This is a genomic window from Nocardioides xinjiangensis (genome assembly GCF_017916455.1).
Lineage (GTDB): Bacteria > Actinomycetota > Actinomycetes > Propionibacteriales > Nocardioidaceae > Nocardioides > Nocardioides xinjiangensis.
Genome location: NZ_JAFMSY010000002.1, coordinates 395565 through 411143 on the forward strand (window position 1 = coordinate 395565; position 15579 = coordinate 411143).

The following is a 15579-nucleotide window of genomic DNA, read 5'->3' on the forward strand; positions in this document are numbered from 1 at the left end:
GCCACTGGCGACCGGGGTCCTGTGGCGTCCGCTGCACCACCCGAAAACCCGGAGCGCAACGTCGGTGCCGACGTCTACCGTGGGACCCACCGTGACTGCGACCGAACTCGCCGCGCACCCCTCTGCGGCTCCTGCTGACCCCGCACCCGTCCCTCCCCCGGGGCGGGTCCCCGTCGACTGGCGACGCGTACGCCGTCCGCTGGCCGTGGCGTGCCTGGCCTTGGCGCTCGTCGGTGCGATCGCCTCGTCGCTCGGCAGCGTGGTCGCCGGGCGGCTGGCCGAGACCCCCTCGTCGACCCTCGTGGGCCTGCTCGCGCTGTGCGTGGTGGGCGGCGCCTTCGTCGACACCGCCGCCCGCACGATGTGGGCGGCCGTGATCGACCGTGCCGAGGGCAGGTTGCGCGCCGACCTCATCGACGCCGCCATGGCCCAGCCGCTGTCGGAGCTCTCCGAGCAGGCCGTCGGCGAGGTCCTCGACCGCATCGACGACGACACGTGGGAGGTCGGGCAGCTGATGCGCTGGGGCGTCTGGATGGCGCTGCGGACGCTGCTCTCGGCCGGACCGCTGTGGGTCGTCGCCAGCGTCACCTGGTGGCCGTCGGTGTTCCTGTTCCCGCTGTGCGCGGTGCTCGTGTGGTGGTTCATCCGCCGCCTGCTCCCCCAGATCGCGGAGCGCAAGGTCCTGGAGGAGGCGGCGTGGACCGACCACGCGGCCTCGACCGAGGAGGGCGTCGCGGCGCGCGACGACGTCCGCACCTCGCTCGGCCGGCCCCACGTGCTGCGACGCAACGCCGAGCTGGCTGCGGAGATCCACCGGCGGCTGCGTGCGGTGCTCGCGGTCGAGGTGAGCGTCACCCGCCGCAGCGGCGCCCTGCTGCACGGCGTGCTGGCCGCGACCGGCCTCCTGGGCGTCGCGCTGGTCCTGCACGGCGACCTGTCGACCGCGCGGCTGGTCACGCTCTTCCTCGTCACCACGATGTTCGTGGGCCAGGTCGACATGCTCGCCCGCCACCTCCCCGACCTCCAGGAGGGCATGGGCGCCGTCCTGCGCCTGCGGGGCATGCTGGCCGTCCCGGCCGAGCCGGTAGGCGGCGCCGCGCTCCCGCCGGGACCGCTCGCCGTGGAGCTGCGCGGCCTCGACTTCTCCTACGGCACCGGCACGTTCGCGCTGCGTGACGTCGACCTGACCGTCCCCGCCGGCCACACGTGCGCGCTGGTCGGCCGCACCGGCTCGGGCAAGTCCACCCTCGCCTCGCTCCTCTCGCGCGCCGTGGAGCCGCCGCGCGGCTCGGTGTTCCTCGGCGGCACCGACGTCCGCGACCTCGACCTGCAGCTGCTCCGCGGCGCGGTCGGGGTCGTCACCCAGCGCACCGAGGTCCTCGCCGGCAGCCTCGCCGACAACATCACGCTCTTCGGCGACGCACCGCGCGAGCAGGTGGTCGCCGCCGTGGAGGAGCTCGGGCTCACCGACTGGGTCGCCGGGCTGCCCGACGGGCTCGACACCCTCCTCGGCCCCGGCGGCACGAGCCTGTCCGCCGGCGAGGAGCAGCTCGTCGCCTTCGCGCGGCTGCTCGTGCGCGACGTGCGCGTCGTCGTGCTCGACGAGGCGACCGCCCGCATGGACCCCGTCACCGAGGCGCGGGTGGTCCGCGCCGCCGACCGACTGATCTCCGGACGCACCGGCATCCTCGTCGCGCACCGCCTCTCCACGACCGAGCGCGCCGAGCAGGTGGCCGTGCTGGAGTCGGGCCGGGTCGTGCAGCAGGGCCCGCGCAGCCGGCTCGCCGCCGTCGACGGTCCCTTCCGCGACCTCCTCGAGGCCGCCGCGCACGAGGTCGTCGTCGAGGAGCACCACCACGACGACGCGGCGATCGGCTCGGTGCGCCGGAGCACCACCCCGCCCCCACCGCCGCACGTCGAGCCCCCGCTCGGGCTGCTGCGCCAGGTGTGGCACTGCATCAGGCTCAAGCCGGAGTGGGGGATCCTCGGGGCCGCGCTGTTCCTCGCCGCGTCCGTCACCGGCGCCTACGGCGCGGTCACCGGCTTCGTGTGGGGCCACGTGGTCACCTCGCTGCAGGACGGCGAGGTCTCGCGCCTCCTGCTCGTCGCGCTGGTGGCGTCGCTGATGGTCGGCCCCCTCCTGCTGTCCCAGGCCTTCTGGACCTATCCGCACTGGTGGGTGGAGGTCCGCATGCGGGTGCGTGCCGCCGTCCTGGGAGGCCAGACCGCCCAGCACCGGCTCGTCCGCACCCCGCCCGGTGAGGTCGTCGCCCGAGCCATGGACGCCGACCGCATCGCCCGCTACACCGACCGCTGGGTCGACTTCGTCAACGGCCTCCTGGTCGCGGGCCTGACCGCCCTCATCGCCGGCACGTGGCTGGCCGGCGCGATCCTGCTGGCCGTGATGACGGCCTCCGCGCTGGCCTCGTCGCTCGGCCGGCGCGTCGCCGGCCGGTCGGCGGCCGCGGCGTCCACGGCCCGCGCGGGCTTCGGGCAGGCGCTCGTGTCCACCCTCGAGTCCATCCGCACCGTGAAGCTCGCGGCCGCGACGCCGCACCTGCACCGGCACCTGCGCGAGGTCGACGGCGGGCGGGTCGACGCTGCGGTGCGCGAGCACCGCGTGCAGACCCTGCTCGACGGCGTACCGGTCGTCATGGTCCAGTGCGGCGTCGTCGCGGCCTGGGCCGGCCTGCTGTCGGGCCGCTGGGGGCTGGCCACCGCGCTCCTCGTGGCCAACGCCGTGAGCGGCTTCGACTGGTTCGGGCGCGTGGCCGGCTCAGTGGTCACCGAGGCGCCCGGCACCCGGGCGTGGATGCACGCCACGAGCGCGCTCGCCGGCGGCGGCGACCTCATGGTGCTGCCCGGCGGGATGGACCTCTCCACGGGCACCGCCGACGCGCCGCCCGCCGATGAGCGCGAGCCGCTGCGCACGCTCACCCTCCGCGACGTGTCGGCCGTCCACGACGACGGGACCCTCGGGGTCCAGGACGTCGACCTCGAAGTGCGAGCCGGCGAGCTCGTGCTGCTGCTCGGCCAGGTCGGCTCGGGCAAGTCCAGCCTGCTCGGGGCGCTGGCCGGGCTGGTCAGCAGCACCGGCGACATCCTCTGGAACGGTCGCGTGGTTGACGACCCCCAGGCCACCCTGCGACCGGGGCGTGTCGCCCACGTGGCGCAGGTCCCCCGCGTCCTCTCCGGCACCTTCCGCGACAACGTCGCCCTGGACCACCCGGAGCGCTCGGTCGTGCCCGCGCTCGAGGCGGCCCGGATGGGGCGCGACGTCGCCGAGGCCGGAGGACCCGACTCGCTCGTCGGGCACCGGGGCGTGCGCCTCTCCGGCGGCCAGGTGCAGCGTCTCGCCCTCGCCCGGGCCCTGGCGACCGAGGCCGACGTGCTGCTCGCCGACGACGTGTCCTCCGCGCTCGACGCCGCCACGGAGGTCGAGCTGTGGCGCGCGCTGCGCGAGCGCGGCGCCGCAGTCGTCGGGGCGACCAGCAAGGCGGCCGCCCTCGCCCAGGCCGACCGCGTCGTGGTCCTCGACTCCGGCCGCGTCGTCGACGACGGTCCGTGGCGCGACCTCTCCGCGCGGTGGGGCCACCTGGCCGGCTGACCCCGCGCCCGCTGCCGCCCTGGCCCGACGCTGGCCCGGGTCTCGCCCGGGTCGCCCTCCACAGGCCGCGCGCCGCCCCGCGCCCGGGTTGTGCCCGCATGGTTGGGTGGGGCCATGCGTGTCGTCGTCGCCGGTGCCTCGGGTTTCCTCGGCACCCACCTGTCCGAGCACCTGCGGGTGCACGGGCACGAGGTGACCGCGCTCGTGCGCAGCGAGCCCGCGTCGGCCCACGAGTCGCGGTGGGACCCGGCCACCGGCCGCATCGACGAGGCCGTGATCGCGCGCGCCGACGCGGTCGTCAACCTCGCCGGCGCCACCATCGCCCGCAACCCGCACTCGAAGGCCTGGGCGTCGGAGGTCATGGACTCGCGGGTCTCGACCACGCGGCTCCTCGCCACGACCATCGCCGCCACGGACCGTCCCGCGGCGTTCCTGGCCGGCAACGGCATCGCCTGGTACGGCGACCACGGCCGCGCCCCGGTGACCGAGGACTCGGAGAGTCGCGGCGACGCGTTCCTCACCCGGGTGGCCCGCGAGTGGTCGGCCGCCGCCGAACCGGCCCGCGAGGCCGGGGCGCGGGTCTGCGTGCTCCGCACCGCCCCCGTGATGGACCGCACCTCGCCGCCGCTGAAGCAGCTGCGGCTGCTCTTCCGTGCCGGCGGCGGTGCGCGGCTCGGCTCGGGCGAGCAGCACATGCCGATGATCTCCCTGCGCGACTGGGTCGGCGCGGTCAGCTACCTCATCGAGTCGCGCGACGTGGCGGGGGCGTTCAACCTTTGCTGCCCACGCACCCCCACCAACGCCGACTTCACCCGAGCCCTCGCCGACGCCCTGCACCGCAAGGCGTTCCTCGCCGTACCGGCGGCCGTCATGAAGGTCGCCGCCGGCGAGCTCGCTCCCGAGGTGCTCGGGTCGGTCAACGCCCGCCCGGCCGCGCTGGAGCGCGCCGGCTACGACTTCGAGGACGAGGACGTCCGCGAGGTGCTGGCCGCCGCGCTGTCCTGATCCCGCGCCTCGACCACCACCCACTCCCCCGCCGCCTCGCGCCGCAGCACCACCCGGCGCGTGGACGCCCGGTCGGTGGGCAGCACCACGGGCACGGCTCCGCCCACGGCGGTGCCGCCCACGACGCGATCGGTGACCACCAGCACCAGCCGCCCCGGCGTACGCGCCGCGACCCGGAGGGCGAGCACCTGCGCCGTGAGCCCCTCGACCCGCAGCCCGCGCTCCCGGTAGCGGCGCAGCAGCCGGACGTCCGCCGCCCCCGTGCTCGAGCCCGAGACGTACAGCCGCCTCAACGCCGCCTCGTCGCCCGCGGCCCACGCCGCGGAGCGGCGCGCGTCCCAGGCGGCGAGCACCGCAGCCGGTCCGCGCCGGGCGGTCGACGTACCAGGCTGCGTGTCGTGCCCGCGACCCTCGGTGCGCTCCGGCGGCGCCGCGGTGCGCTGCGGCAGCGCCTCGGTGCGCTCCGACAGCGCCGGTCGGACCAGCGTCACCACGAGGGCCGCCACCACGAGCGCGCACGCGGCCGCGCCCAGCACGGGGAGAAGTCGACGCGGGTCCACCACGCCAGCGTCGCCGATCCGCCGCCGCCTCGCAGGCGTCGTCCACAGCCCCCTCCTCCCGGGAGCCCGGCGGGCGTCATACGAAGCCGTGCGTATAGGTGCGGGTTTGCATGACGTACGCCGCCGCACCCGCCCAGCGTCATACGAAGCCGTGCGTATAGGCGCGGGTCCGCCTGACGTACGCCGCCCCGCCCCGCGGCCGCCCCGCCCAGCGTCATACGAACCCGCACGTATAGGCGCCGGCCCGCATGACGCACGCCGCCGCCCCCGCCGAGCGTCATACGAAGCCGCACGTATAGGCGCCGGCCCGCATGACGCACGCCGCCGCCCCCGCCGAGCGTCATACGAAGCCGCACGTATAGGCGCCGGTCCGCATGACGCACGCAGCCCCGCCCCCGCCTGCGTCATACGAACTCGTAGGTATGGGTGCGGGTCCGCATGACGCACGCAGCCCCGCCCCCGCCTGCGTCATACGAAGCCCCAGGTATGGGTGCGGGTCCGCATGACGTACGCCGCGCCGCCCTGCCGAGCGTCATACGAACCCGCACCCATACGTGCCGGTTCGTATGACGCAGGCAGCCCCCAGCGCGCGAGCGCCCGGCACGCAAGGGCCCCAGCGGGCACCCGCTGCCCGCCGCGACAGCCGACCGACCCACCTCGACGACCGGCGGCGTAGGCTCGCGCCATGACGCTGGACTACCAGGTCGCCGGACTCGGCGACGCCGCCGTCGACTACCTCGCCGCCTGGGACCTCCAGCGGCGCGTGCACGAGGAGGTCGTTGCCGGCGACCGCGGCGACACGGTGCTGCTCCTCGAGCACCCGCCGGTGTTCACGGCCGGCAAGCGCACCGACCCGCACGAGCGGCCCCTCGACCCCGGCGGCGCGGCCGTCATCGACGTCGACCGCGGCGGCAAGATCACCTTCCACGGACCCGGCCAGCTCGTCGGCTACCCGATCGTGGCGCTGCCCGACCACGTGAAGGTCGTCGACTACGTCCGTCGCGTCGAGGAGGCGCTGATCGCCGTGTGCGCCGACCTCGGCGTGACCACCGCCCGCGTGCCGGGCCGCAGCGGCGTGTGGCTGCGCGCCGACGACCGCGGGCCCGAGCGCAAGATCGCCGCCATCGGGATCCGGGTCAGCAGGGGGGTCACGATGCACGGCTTCGCCCTCAACTGCGACGTCGACCTCGGCTGGTACGACCGCTTCGTGCCGTGCGGGATCGCCGACGCGGGGGTCACCTCGCTGTCCGCCGAGCTGGGACGCGACGTCACCGTCGCCGACGTGCTGCCGAGCGTTCGGCGGCACCTGTCGGCGTACCTCTCGTGGCTGCCCTACGACGCCACCCCGGACTACGAGCCGCGCCCCGAACCCGCTCGCGGACCGCGCATCGAGCTCGTCCGACCGTGAGTTGGGGGCGCCGACACGCCGTCGTAGAGTGAGCGGTGTGACGACCGCTCCCGCACCTGAAGGACGCAAGCTCCTCCGACTGGAGATCCGCAACGCGGAGACCCCGATCGAGCGCAAGCCGGAGTGGATCAAGACCCGCGCCAAGATGGGTCCGGAGTACACCTCCCTGCAGAACCTGGTGAAGTCCGAGGGCCTGCACACGGTGTGCCAGGAGGCGGGGTGCCCCAACATCTTCGAGTGCTGGGAGGACCGCGAGGCGACGTTCCTCATCGGCGGCGACCAGTGCACCCGCCGGTGCGACTTCTGCCAGATCGACACCGGCAAGCCGCAGCCGCTCGACCGCGACGAGCCGCGCCGCGTGGCGGAGTCGGTGCAGAAGATGCAGCTCAAGTACGCCACCATCACCGGTGTCGCGCGCGACGACCTGCCCGACGGCGGCGCGTGGCTGTACGCCGAGACGGTGCGCGCCATCCACGAGCTCAACCCGGACACGGGCGTCGAGAACCTGATCCCCGACTTCAACGGCAAGCCGGACCTCCTGCAGGAGGTCTTCGAGTCGCGTCCCGAGGTGCTGGCCCACAACGTCGAGACCGTGCCGCGCATCTTCAAGCGGATCCGCCCGGCGTTCCGCTACGACCGCTCGCTCGACGTCATCACCCAGGCCCGCGACTTCGGGCTGGTGACCAAGTCGAACCTGATCCTCGGCATGGGCGAGACCCGCGAGGAGGTCAGCCAGGCGCTGCGTGACCTGCACGCGGCGGGTTGCGAGCTGATCACCATCACGCAGTACCTCCGCCCCTCGCCGCGGCACCACCCCGTCGAGCGCTGGGTGAAGCCCGAGGAGTTCGTGGAGCTCAAGGCAGAGGCCGACGAGATCGGCTTCGCCGGCGCCCTGTCGGGCCCGCTGGTCCGCTCGTCCTACCGCGCCGGCCGACTGTACGGTCAGGCCATGGACGCGCGCGCCGCCGCCGCCGTCTGATCCCCACCCCCGCCACCTCTAGCCGGACAAGGCCTCACGATGTCGACTCCCGCCTCCACGCCCAGCTCGCGCCGCGGGCAGATCACGCAGACCTACCAGATGGCCAAGCGGAGCGATCCGCGCATCGGCCTGATCGTCCTGGGCGTCTTCGTGGTGGGCGCAGCGCTCGGCTTCGGCCTGATGTGGGTGCTGCCGGGCGACGGTGTCCTCAGCTGGGTCATCTCGGTGGTCGGCGCCCTCCTCATCGGCGCCCTGTGCGCCCTGCTCGTCTTCGGTCGCCGCGCCCAGCGGGCGGCGTACACGCAGATGGAGGGCCAGCCCGCGGCGGCTGCCGGCGCCCTGCAGATGCTGCGCCGCGGGTGGAAGGTCGACCCGGTCGTCGGGTTCACCAAGCAGCAGGACGTGGTGCACCGCGTCGTCGGCCCGCCCGGCATCGTCCTCGTCGGCGAGGGCTCGAGCCCGAACCGCGTCAAGCAGCTGCTCTCCACCGAGCGCCGCAAGCACGAGCGGGTCGCCTACGAGGTGCCGATCCACGAGGTCGTCTGCGGCCGCGGTGAGGGCGAGGTGCCGCTGCCCAAGCTCGTGCGCCACGTCCAGAAGCTCGGCCGCAACGTGAAGCCGGCCGAGATGACCGACATCCTCCAGCGGCTGAAGGCCCTCGACGCGCAGCGCGGCAAGCTGCCGCTGCCGAAGGGGCCGATCCCAACGTCGATGAAGGGCATGCGCTCCCAGCAGCGCGGCCGCTGACCGCTCCCCCGGCCTCCGTCGGCCCGCGCGGCTACAGCGTCACGGTCCGCGTGCCTGCGGCCAGGTCGTGCAGGCCCCGGCCGTCGAAGGTCAGCAGGGGCGGGACGAGCAGCCCGACGAGCGTGGAGCGTACGAGCGCGCGCAGCAGCGTCACCGGCTCCTCGGAGCCGTCGTGGCGCACCACCCGCAGCCGCGTGGCGAGCTTGCCGAAGGAGCCGCCCGCCAGCGCGGTGAACAGCGCCGACTCGAGCACGAACAGCACGAGCGTGCCGAGGCCGTTCGGGTTGCCGGCGAGCACGCCGACGGCGACGAGACCCTCGACGACGGCGAGGCACGTGATCCAGTCGACGCCCAGCGCCAGGATGCGCCGTCCCCAGGTCGCGGTCCGCTCCGGTGTTACAGCCCCTGTCACGACGCCACCCTAGGAGGTGGGTCCCCGATGCCCGGCGGCCGGTCACCCGTAACACGGTCGAAACAAACGGGATACGGTGCAGAAACTGCTTCCCTCTAGCGTGGCGGCACGGTGCAACGAGGCTCCGCTCCCGAACGCTGCAACTCGACGTGCGCTGCGCGCCGTCAAGGAGGAACCCGAATGTTCAACAACTCCGATGAGCTCCTGAGGTTCATCAAGGACGAGGGCGTCGAGATGGTCGACGTCCGCTTCTGCGACCTGCCCGGCGTGATGCAGCACTTCACCGTTCCGGCGAGCGCGTTCGACCAGAGCGTCTTCGACGACGGCCTCGGCTTCGACGGCTCCTCGATCCGCGGCTTCCAGGCCATCAACGAGTCCGACATGTCGCTGTTCCCCGACCCGACGACGGCGTACCTCGATCCCTTCCGCCGGTCCAAGACGCTCAACGTCAACTTCTTCATCCACGACCCGATCACCGGCGAGGCCTACAGCCGCGACCCGCGCAACATCGCGCGCAAGGCGCTGGCCTACCTCGACTCGACCGGCATCGCGGACACCGCGTACTTCGCCCCCGAGGCCGAGTTCTACATCTTCGACAACGTCCGCTACAGCACCGGCGTCAACGAGGGCTACTACCACATCGACTCCGTCGAGGGCTGGTGGAACTCCGGCAAGGACGACGGCGACAACAAGGGCTACAAGACCCGGCTCAAGGGCGGCTACTTCCCCGTCGAGCCCTATGACCACTACAGCGACCTGCGCGCCGACATGGTGAAGAACCTCGAGGCCTGCGGTCTCGAGGTCGAGCGCGCCCACCACGAGGTCGGCACCGCCGGCCAGGCAGAGATCAACTACCGGTTCGACACGCTGCTCAAGGCCGCGGACGACGTGATGAAGTTCAAGTACCTCATCAAGAACACCGCGTGGGAGCAGGGCAAGTCGGTCACCTTCATGCCCAAGCCGATCTTTGGCGACAACGGCTCGGGCATGCACGTGCACCAGTCGCTGTGGAAGGACGGCGAGCCGCTGTTCTTCGACGAGACCGGGTACGCCGGCCTGTCGGACGTCGCGCGCTGGTACATCGGCGGCATCCTGGCGCACGCCCCGTCGCTGCTGGCCTTCACCAACCCGACGGTGAACTCCTACCACCGACTGGTGCCGGGCTTCGAGGCCCCGATCTCGCTGGTCTACTCCTCGCGCAACCGCTCGGCCTCGGTCCGCATCCCGATCACGGGCGCGAACCCGAAGGCCAAGCGTGTCGAGACCCGCTTCCCCGACCCGTCGGCGAACCCCTACCTCGCCTTCAGCGCGCTGATGCTCGCCGGCCTCGACGGCGTCCAGAACAAGACCGAGCCGGCCGCGCCCGTCGACAAGGACATCTACGAGCTGCCGCCGGACGAGATGGCCGACATCGAGCAGGTGCCGACCAGCCTCGGAGCGGTCCTCGACGCGCTCGAGGCGGACCACGAGTACCTCACCGCCGGCGGCGTCTTCACCGACGACCTGATCGAGACCTGGATCCACTTCAAGCGGACGCAGGAGATCGCGCCGGTCCAGCTGCGGCCGCACCCGCACGAGTTCGAGCTGTACTACGACATCTGATCCCGCGTGGCCTCTTGGCCACTAGGGCAGGTGCCTGGAACGGCCCCTGACCTGCGAAGACACCTCTCAACGTCTTCCAGCGTCAGGGGCCGTTCTTCGTTCGCGTGTGGCCCGGTGCGGCCCACAGGCACGCTGTTCCCGGACGGTACGAGGCACGCGATACCGCAGACAACGGCGCAGCTTTCCGCCGCCTGGGAACGTCGCGCACCGCACAGCCGGTCCTACAGTCTAAGCACGCCCAGCCAGCCAGACGTGGTCATGCGTGGAGGTCCAGCGGACGGTCAGGTATCGCACACCCCGGCTCTCGGGGACCTGTTGCCTTTCGAGCATATTGGCGGTGGCTCAATTAACCAGCTCGAGGGGCACTAGAGCATCCAGTTGCGGGTTCACGTGCCGAGACTTGAGCGCGCTGGACGCGTTGTGCCATAGCTCCGGTGCTCACGTGCCGCTGAAGAAGCGCACCTCAGAGATGGCGACCTGATGGGAGTCGTCGGCTGCCGGGAACGTCGCTGTGATCCGGAGCGTCACCACGGATTCTGCGTCGCAGGACAGGCGGACAGTCTGAAACTTCCGGAACTCTGGCTGGAATTCGCCCTCACGCGGCACAGGAAAGTCCTTCAGATTGATGGTGCCGACGTCCTCGGTGCACCCACCAATCTCAGCTTGCTTGATGCGATGGTTTCTTGCGTAGGTATCGCCGTTGCCGACATGGCCGTTCTTAATACACAACAGCTTGATGTCGCCGACCACTCCAGTGAAGGTCCACGAGATGCTCACCTCGAGCTGCTCCCCACTATGCGCCACTGCCCGCCCTGCCCAGGCTGTGGCGGTGTCGTTGTCGAGGGTTCTCGTTGCCACGTGCTGCAGCTCACCCTCACCGGTATACGTCCGAGTGGCGGAGGCGTCGATGTTTTCTCTCGGCACAGCGTTGAACCAACCGGGGTTGGCACAGTCAGGCTGCTCGCCATCCCTCAGGTGATGGACCTTGTAGATCACCATCTCGACGAAATCTGTCACCGAAGTGCCGACTGCAACAGTCCCAACGATTGAGAAGAGGAACGCAATGACGATAAGGCCAAGGTCCTTGAAGGAAGTGGTTGCCAATCGGCGCCAGCGCGAACCGACACTCGACGGAGAGGACGAAGTTCCGTGTTTGACGCGGCTCACCGTCGGACTGTAGGACTGGCCAATGTCTGCGTCACAGCGTGTGGGCACAATCCACTCGAGAGTAGGTATGCGCGACCACCCGCCGGTGGACCTTCCGCCCGATGGCGGGAGCCACAGCCGCACGCTTGGTCGTCCAGCTCCCCGGAAGTCCGCTTACTTGTGGCCAAAGTCGTTGACTGGCACGGCGTGGGCCGACGACCCGCGTCTATCCGCCGCTTGGCCCCGGGTCGGCACGAATGCTGCGCAACCCTAACTGCGGCCGCCGGAGTAAGCGACGCTGTCGAAGACGTCAGCTCTCGATTGCGATAGGCGGAGTGGCGCCGCTGGCCCAGACATGGCGGGCGCGGCATGCACGAGAGCAGCCGCCTCTGTTGACATCTTGCGATGATGTCGGGATAACGCTTGGGAAGATTTTCATCCGTGCGGAGATGGAAGACGGCGTGCAGTTCCCTGGCCGGATTGTTCGGATGGACGGCGTGCACTCCCCCGGGCGGCACTTGTCCGAAGTGGTTCGATCTGGTGGGCCGCGAGACGGAGAACGCAGAGGCTAGACGGTCTTAGATCTGAGCGGCGAAGGCCAGGAAGGTCGTTGGGAGCAGCGCGGCTACTCCGTCACGATCTTCGAGACCTCGGAGAAGGCGGAGGCGGCCGAGTCCGAAACACTCTGACACCAAGGCGTTCTATCGCTCAGGCGCTGTGATGTCGAGCGTCGCAATGGCCGCTCTGGGGCGAGCCGCATGGCACGCGTCAAGCCTGAGACCCCGCGTGACTGCGCCGCCATGGCACCTGCCCTCGCGGCGAGCCGCCGTATACGGTTCGTGCGACCGAGCGGCTCGCGGACGACCGCGGAGGCGACTCGATACGTTGGCCAAGATGGTGAAGCGACTGCACTAGCCGACTCGGGCACCTTGATCAGTTGTCCATCTGTTCCTCAGTCGGGTCATCGTCGAGGCCAGTCGGGGCCGCTGGGGCGTCCGCCGACTTCTTGCGCTTCAGCCGGGAGGCCATGCCGGAGCCCGCCCCCTTCAGTGCGGTGACCACCTGGCGTTCGTCCGGAATGCCGTCCCCGTCACGGTCGACGCGGCGAAAGGAACGGCTACCGGTGGACGCGGCACCTGCGACGGCGCCACCGACGCCCTTGACGGCGCTGAGGGCCCGCGCCTCGTCAGGGATGCCGTCCCCGTCGAGGTCCACTCTGCGAAACACGCGGGTCGATTTGTCCGCTGCGTTGCTCACCCAGGCGCCGGTGGTCTTGGCTGCGTCTTCGAGCGCGGCCAGCGCTCGGGTCGGCTCGTCTTCGTCCTCCGTCTTCACCAAGAACGCATCAGAGAGACGCTCGGGGAACTCGGCAGGCGGCTCAGCAAACGCGGTTCGCGACGCCTCAACCACCTCATTCCCGAAGAGGAAGCGTGTCGCGCCTCCGGCGAGCGCGCCGACGCCGTACTCAATCACGCCCTGCTGCTTGCCGTTGAGAGTCGAGCGGACTGTTTCCAACTGCCCCGTCTGGACCGTCCGAACCAGGTCCTGCGCCGCACCTCCGGGAAGCGTGTCGGCGAGGGTGTTCGCCCAGTGCGACCAGTCGTTTCGGCCGGAAGCGATCGTCTGCCCTATACCAGCCTCTGGCTGGGAGACCGCGGCCAGATCTGTGGCCATGGCGGCGATCTGCTGGGGGCTAACCCGTCCATTCGACAATCCGTAGACAAGCGCGTGCGCCTGTTCCTGGTCGAGAGACATGCTGTGGATCTCGGCGATGGCGAGAGCAAAGACGGCCGTGAGCTCGAACTGCAGCTGCTCGTCACCCGCTGGGAGCAGCTGCACCGCTCGTTCTGCACCGGTCCTCGCAGCGCTCTTCGCGGCTCCCTTGGCGGCCGACTTAGCGGCAGCGGTGGTGGCCTTGGTGGCGACCGTCTTCGCCGCTCCCTTCGCGGCTACCTTGGCCGCGCCTTTGCTGGCCTCCTTGCCGGCTGCCACGCCCGGGATCAGCGCGATGCCGACGTTCGCGGCGATCGTGCCGGCAGTCACGACCCCGCCCGCAACGGTGATCGCCCTGACGTAGTGCCGCTCGAGCAGTGCGATGATCTCGGCCGGCGACGCCTCAGGGTTGCGCTTGCGCAGTCGCATCACGTACCTGCGAGCCATCTTGTGGCGAGCGCTGACCGCCCGCATAATCTCCTGCTCGGCGGCATCCGGCTGCAGCTCCGCCGCCACTGTGACACCCTCGATCTCACTCACACAAGGCATCCTGACACGTAGAACCGACCGCAATCAGTGGATCAAGGCAGCGCGCTATTGGTCTGGTCGTGCGTCGCTCGAGGTCGCCGCGCGAACCTGGACGTGCCAGCCGCCGACGTAAGCGTCAATCCGGCGCATAGCCCCTGCCGGGTCAAGCACGCGCAGTCGTGAATCAGTTGTCTTCCGAGCCGGCGAGTTCCGCCTCTGCTGAAGCGCTGTCAGCGGGTTCTTCGTCTCGTTCGGCAGGGACAACCTCGGCTCCGTCCTGGGAGGAGTAGTCGGTCGATGTCAGCGCCCTGGGAACGCTGTCGTCGAGTTCCGGTGGAGCGACCGTCGTGGCGCGAAGCTTGGGCGGCGCTGCGGACCACGCGCGCAGCGTGCCTAAGACCTCCGCGTAGAACCCGTCCACCGCAGTGAGTACCGAGTCGATGAAGGAGCCCCGTCCACGGCCGCGCTTGGTTCCAAGGGTGCTGGTCGTGGCGAGTCTGAAGGATCGCAGGTCTTTGGTGGGGTCGAGGACGAGGCTGCCGGGATTCTCGCGCACCTTCGACAGCAGTTCTGCGGCTTGGGAGCCGCGGGCGTGCGCGACGAACGCTTCCACCCTGGTGGCGTCCGGTGCGTTCTTCAGCTGTCGAATCAGCCAGTTCACACGAGTCGTCGCCCGACCCTCCCGCGGAGCGTCGACATCGACGTGGCACGTGACCTTCCCTGCTCGAAGGTCGGCCGTGACCACGAGGCGGCCAACCGTATCGGGGATGCGAATGGCCCCAGACAACTCACCGGTCCCGCAGAGGGCCTGGGTCAACGTTTGGGCGCGCACGACGGGATCAGCGGACTCCTTCCGGGAGAGCACTGGGACGACCTCTGTGCCGAGCTGCCGGCCGAGCTGGAGACTCGCGAACCGCAAGAGCGCGTCGAAGCGGGCGACGACTTCTGCAATGCCCTTGCCGGACGTCCGCAACGTCCCAGCCGCGACCTGGTCCCTGACTCCGACCCAGGCCTCGCCCATGTCGTCGAACTCGAGCGCGCCTGACTTACGGTGCTCGAGGTAGCGGATGAGCTCGCCTAAGATCCACGCCTGTTCCGGGTCGGCCACGCCCCGGAACTCCTTCTGCATCACGGCCTCGGCCAGGACCTGCGACCACGACACGTGGTGCAGCGCCACCTTCTTCAGCTTGCGCTTGTCGACCTTCGTGGGGTGTTGGCCGGCGACCGCTGGAATCTCATTTGAGATCGTGATGACGGCGTCAAAGCCGTTCTCTCGCGCGATATCGAGGTAGTTCTCAAGCTGCTCGGCAGCGAGTTGATTGGGTCCTGTCTTCACTTCAACCAAGGCAGTCCAAGACTTGGAGCCACGCGAGACGCGGATAAGTCCGTCTGGGTAGAGCCGCTTCTCGCCGAGAACGAAAGGCACCTCGATGAAGCACTCCAGCGTGCCCGCCGGGGCTCCGAACGGCCGGACGAAACCTCGTCCGAACTCTCTGACGGCTGACAGAACAGCCAGCAGGGCCGACGTCGCCCGGCGCTCCTGCTCCTCCGCGCCGTTGATACCAGAGGTCGGAATGAGCCGTGCCTCGTGCCAAGATTCCTCGGCCATGAACGGTCCCCCATCACGTGGTTGAACTGCCTCACCGCGAGGCTAATTGCTGATCAGTTCAGTGGCACGCTAACGAAAACCCGGCCGTTTCGTCGGGACGCTCGCCTCGAAGTCGGAGCTTGCGAGCGCGTCTTGCGCCGCGCTGTCGGGGACGCTCGCAACGTCGGCTGATACCGAAGGCGATCGCCGTCCCGCCCGGGGAACACACGTCGTTGGGCGATGCCCCAACCCATCGGGCCCGATGCGGGGCGTCACATCGGCGC

11 protein-coding genes are annotated in these 15579 nt (G+C 70.6%); 6 read left to right on the forward strand and 5 right to left on the reverse strand.

Annotation, left to right across the window (positions count from 1 at the left end):
• The first annotated feature begins 91 nt into the window (after nt 1–91).
• Nucleotides 92–3607: an ATP-binding cassette domain-containing protein gene (locus tag J3P38_RS12785; RefSeq protein ID WP_210503907.1), complete on the forward strand. Its 3516-nt coding sequence runs from the start codon at nt 92–94 to the stop codon at nt 3605–3607.
• Between the two features lie 114 nt (nt 3608–3721).
• Nucleotides 3722–4612: a TIGR01777 family oxidoreductase gene (locus J3P38_RS12790; protein ID WP_210503908.1), complete on the forward strand. Its 891-nt coding sequence runs from the start codon at nt 3722–3724 to the stop codon at nt 4610–4612.
• On the opposite strand, the gene J3P38_RS12795 is transcribed toward J3P38_RS12790, so the two are convergent.
• Nucleotides 4558–5172 carry a hypothetical protein gene (locus J3P38_RS12795; RefSeq protein WP_210503909.1) on the reverse strand — a complete coding sequence of 205 codons (615 nt, stop codon included), beginning with the start codon at nt 5170–5172 and terminating at the stop codon, nt 4558–4560. The genes J3P38_RS12790 and J3P38_RS12795 overlap by 55 nt on opposite strands.
• 685 nt (nt 5173–5857) lie before the next feature.
• Here J3P38_RS12795 and lipB point away from each other — a divergent pair.
• Genes lipB through J3P38_RS12810 form a run of 3 tightly spaced genes read left to right on the forward strand, consistent with a single transcriptional unit; the run spans nt 5858 to nt 8306 of the window.
• On the forward strand, nt 5858–6580 hold the full coding sequence (gene lipB / locus J3P38_RS12800; protein ID WP_210441276.1) for a lipoyl(octanoyl) transferase LipB: 723 nt from the start codon (nt 5858–5860) through the stop codon (nt 6578–6580).
• Nucleotides 6581–6617: 37 nt separating this feature from the next.
• Complete coding sequence (lipA, locus tag J3P38_RS12805; protein ID WP_210503910.1) at nt 6618–7559, forward strand: lipoyl synthase; 942 nt, start codon at nt 6618–6620, stop codon at nt 7557–7559.
• A gap of 39 nt (nt 7560–7598) precedes the next feature.
• Nucleotides 7599–8306: a DUF4191 domain-containing protein gene (locus J3P38_RS12810; protein WP_210441281.1), complete on the forward strand. Its 708-nt coding sequence runs from the start codon at nt 7599–7601 to the stop codon at nt 8304–8306.
• 31 nt (nt 8307–8337) lie between these two features.
• Here J3P38_RS12810 and J3P38_RS12815 read toward each other — a convergent pair whose 3' ends face one another.
• Complete coding sequence (locus tag J3P38_RS12815) at nt 8338–8718, reverse strand: RDD family protein (protein WP_210503911.1); 381 nt, start codon at nt 8716–8718, stop codon at nt 8338–8340.
• A gap of 180 nt (nt 8719–8898) precedes the next feature.
• On the opposite strand from J3P38_RS12815, the gene glnA reads away from it, so the two are divergent.
• A complete protein-coding gene (gene glnA / locus J3P38_RS12820) occupies nt 8899–10320 on the forward strand; it encodes a type I glutamate--ammonia ligase (protein WP_210503912.1) in 1422 nt (473 codons plus the stop codon).
• Between the two features lie 438 nt (nt 10321–10758).
• Here the strand turns inward: glnA and J3P38_RS12825 are convergent, their stop codons facing one another.
• The 3 genes from J3P38_RS12825 to J3P38_RS12835 form a co-directional block, all read right to left on the reverse strand.
• Entirely contained in the window at nt 10759–11487 is a 729-nt protein-coding gene (locus J3P38_RS12825) for an NADase-type glycan-binding domain-containing protein (RefSeq protein WP_210503913.1), read from the reverse strand.
• Between the two features lie 912 nt (nt 11488–12399).
• Complete coding sequence (locus J3P38_RS12830; RefSeq protein WP_210503914.1) at nt 12400–13719, reverse strand: hypothetical protein; 1320 nt, start codon at nt 13717–13719, stop codon at nt 12400–12402.
• A gap of 172 nt (nt 13720–13891) precedes the next feature.
• A complete protein-coding gene (locus J3P38_RS12835; RefSeq protein WP_210503915.1) occupies nt 13892–15316 on the reverse strand; it encodes a hypothetical protein in 1425 nt (474 codons plus the stop codon).
• Between the last annotated feature and the right edge of the window lie 263 nt (nt 15317–15579).

Bases quoted from the DNA above. Each gene is read 5' to 3' on its own strand.
- J3P38_RS12790 (WP_210503908.1), top strand. From the start codon at position 3,722: ATGCGTGTCGTCGTCGCCGGTGCCTCGGGTTTCCTCGGCACCCACCTG.
- lipB (WP_210441276.1), top strand. From the start codon at position 5,858: ATGACGCTGGACTACCAGGTCGCCGGACTCGGCGACGCCGCCGTCGAC.
- J3P38_RS12810 (WP_210441281.1), top strand. From the start codon at position 7,599: ATGTCGACTCCCGCCTCCACGCCCAGCTCGCGCCGCGGGCAGATCACG.
- glnA (WP_210503912.1), top strand. From the start codon at position 8,899: ATGTTCAACAACTCCGATGAGCTCCTGAGGTTCATCAAGGACGAGGGC.
- J3P38_RS12835 (WP_210503915.1), bottom strand. From the start codon at position 15,316: ATGGCCGAGGAATCTTGGCACGAGGCACGGCTCATTCCGACCTCTGGT.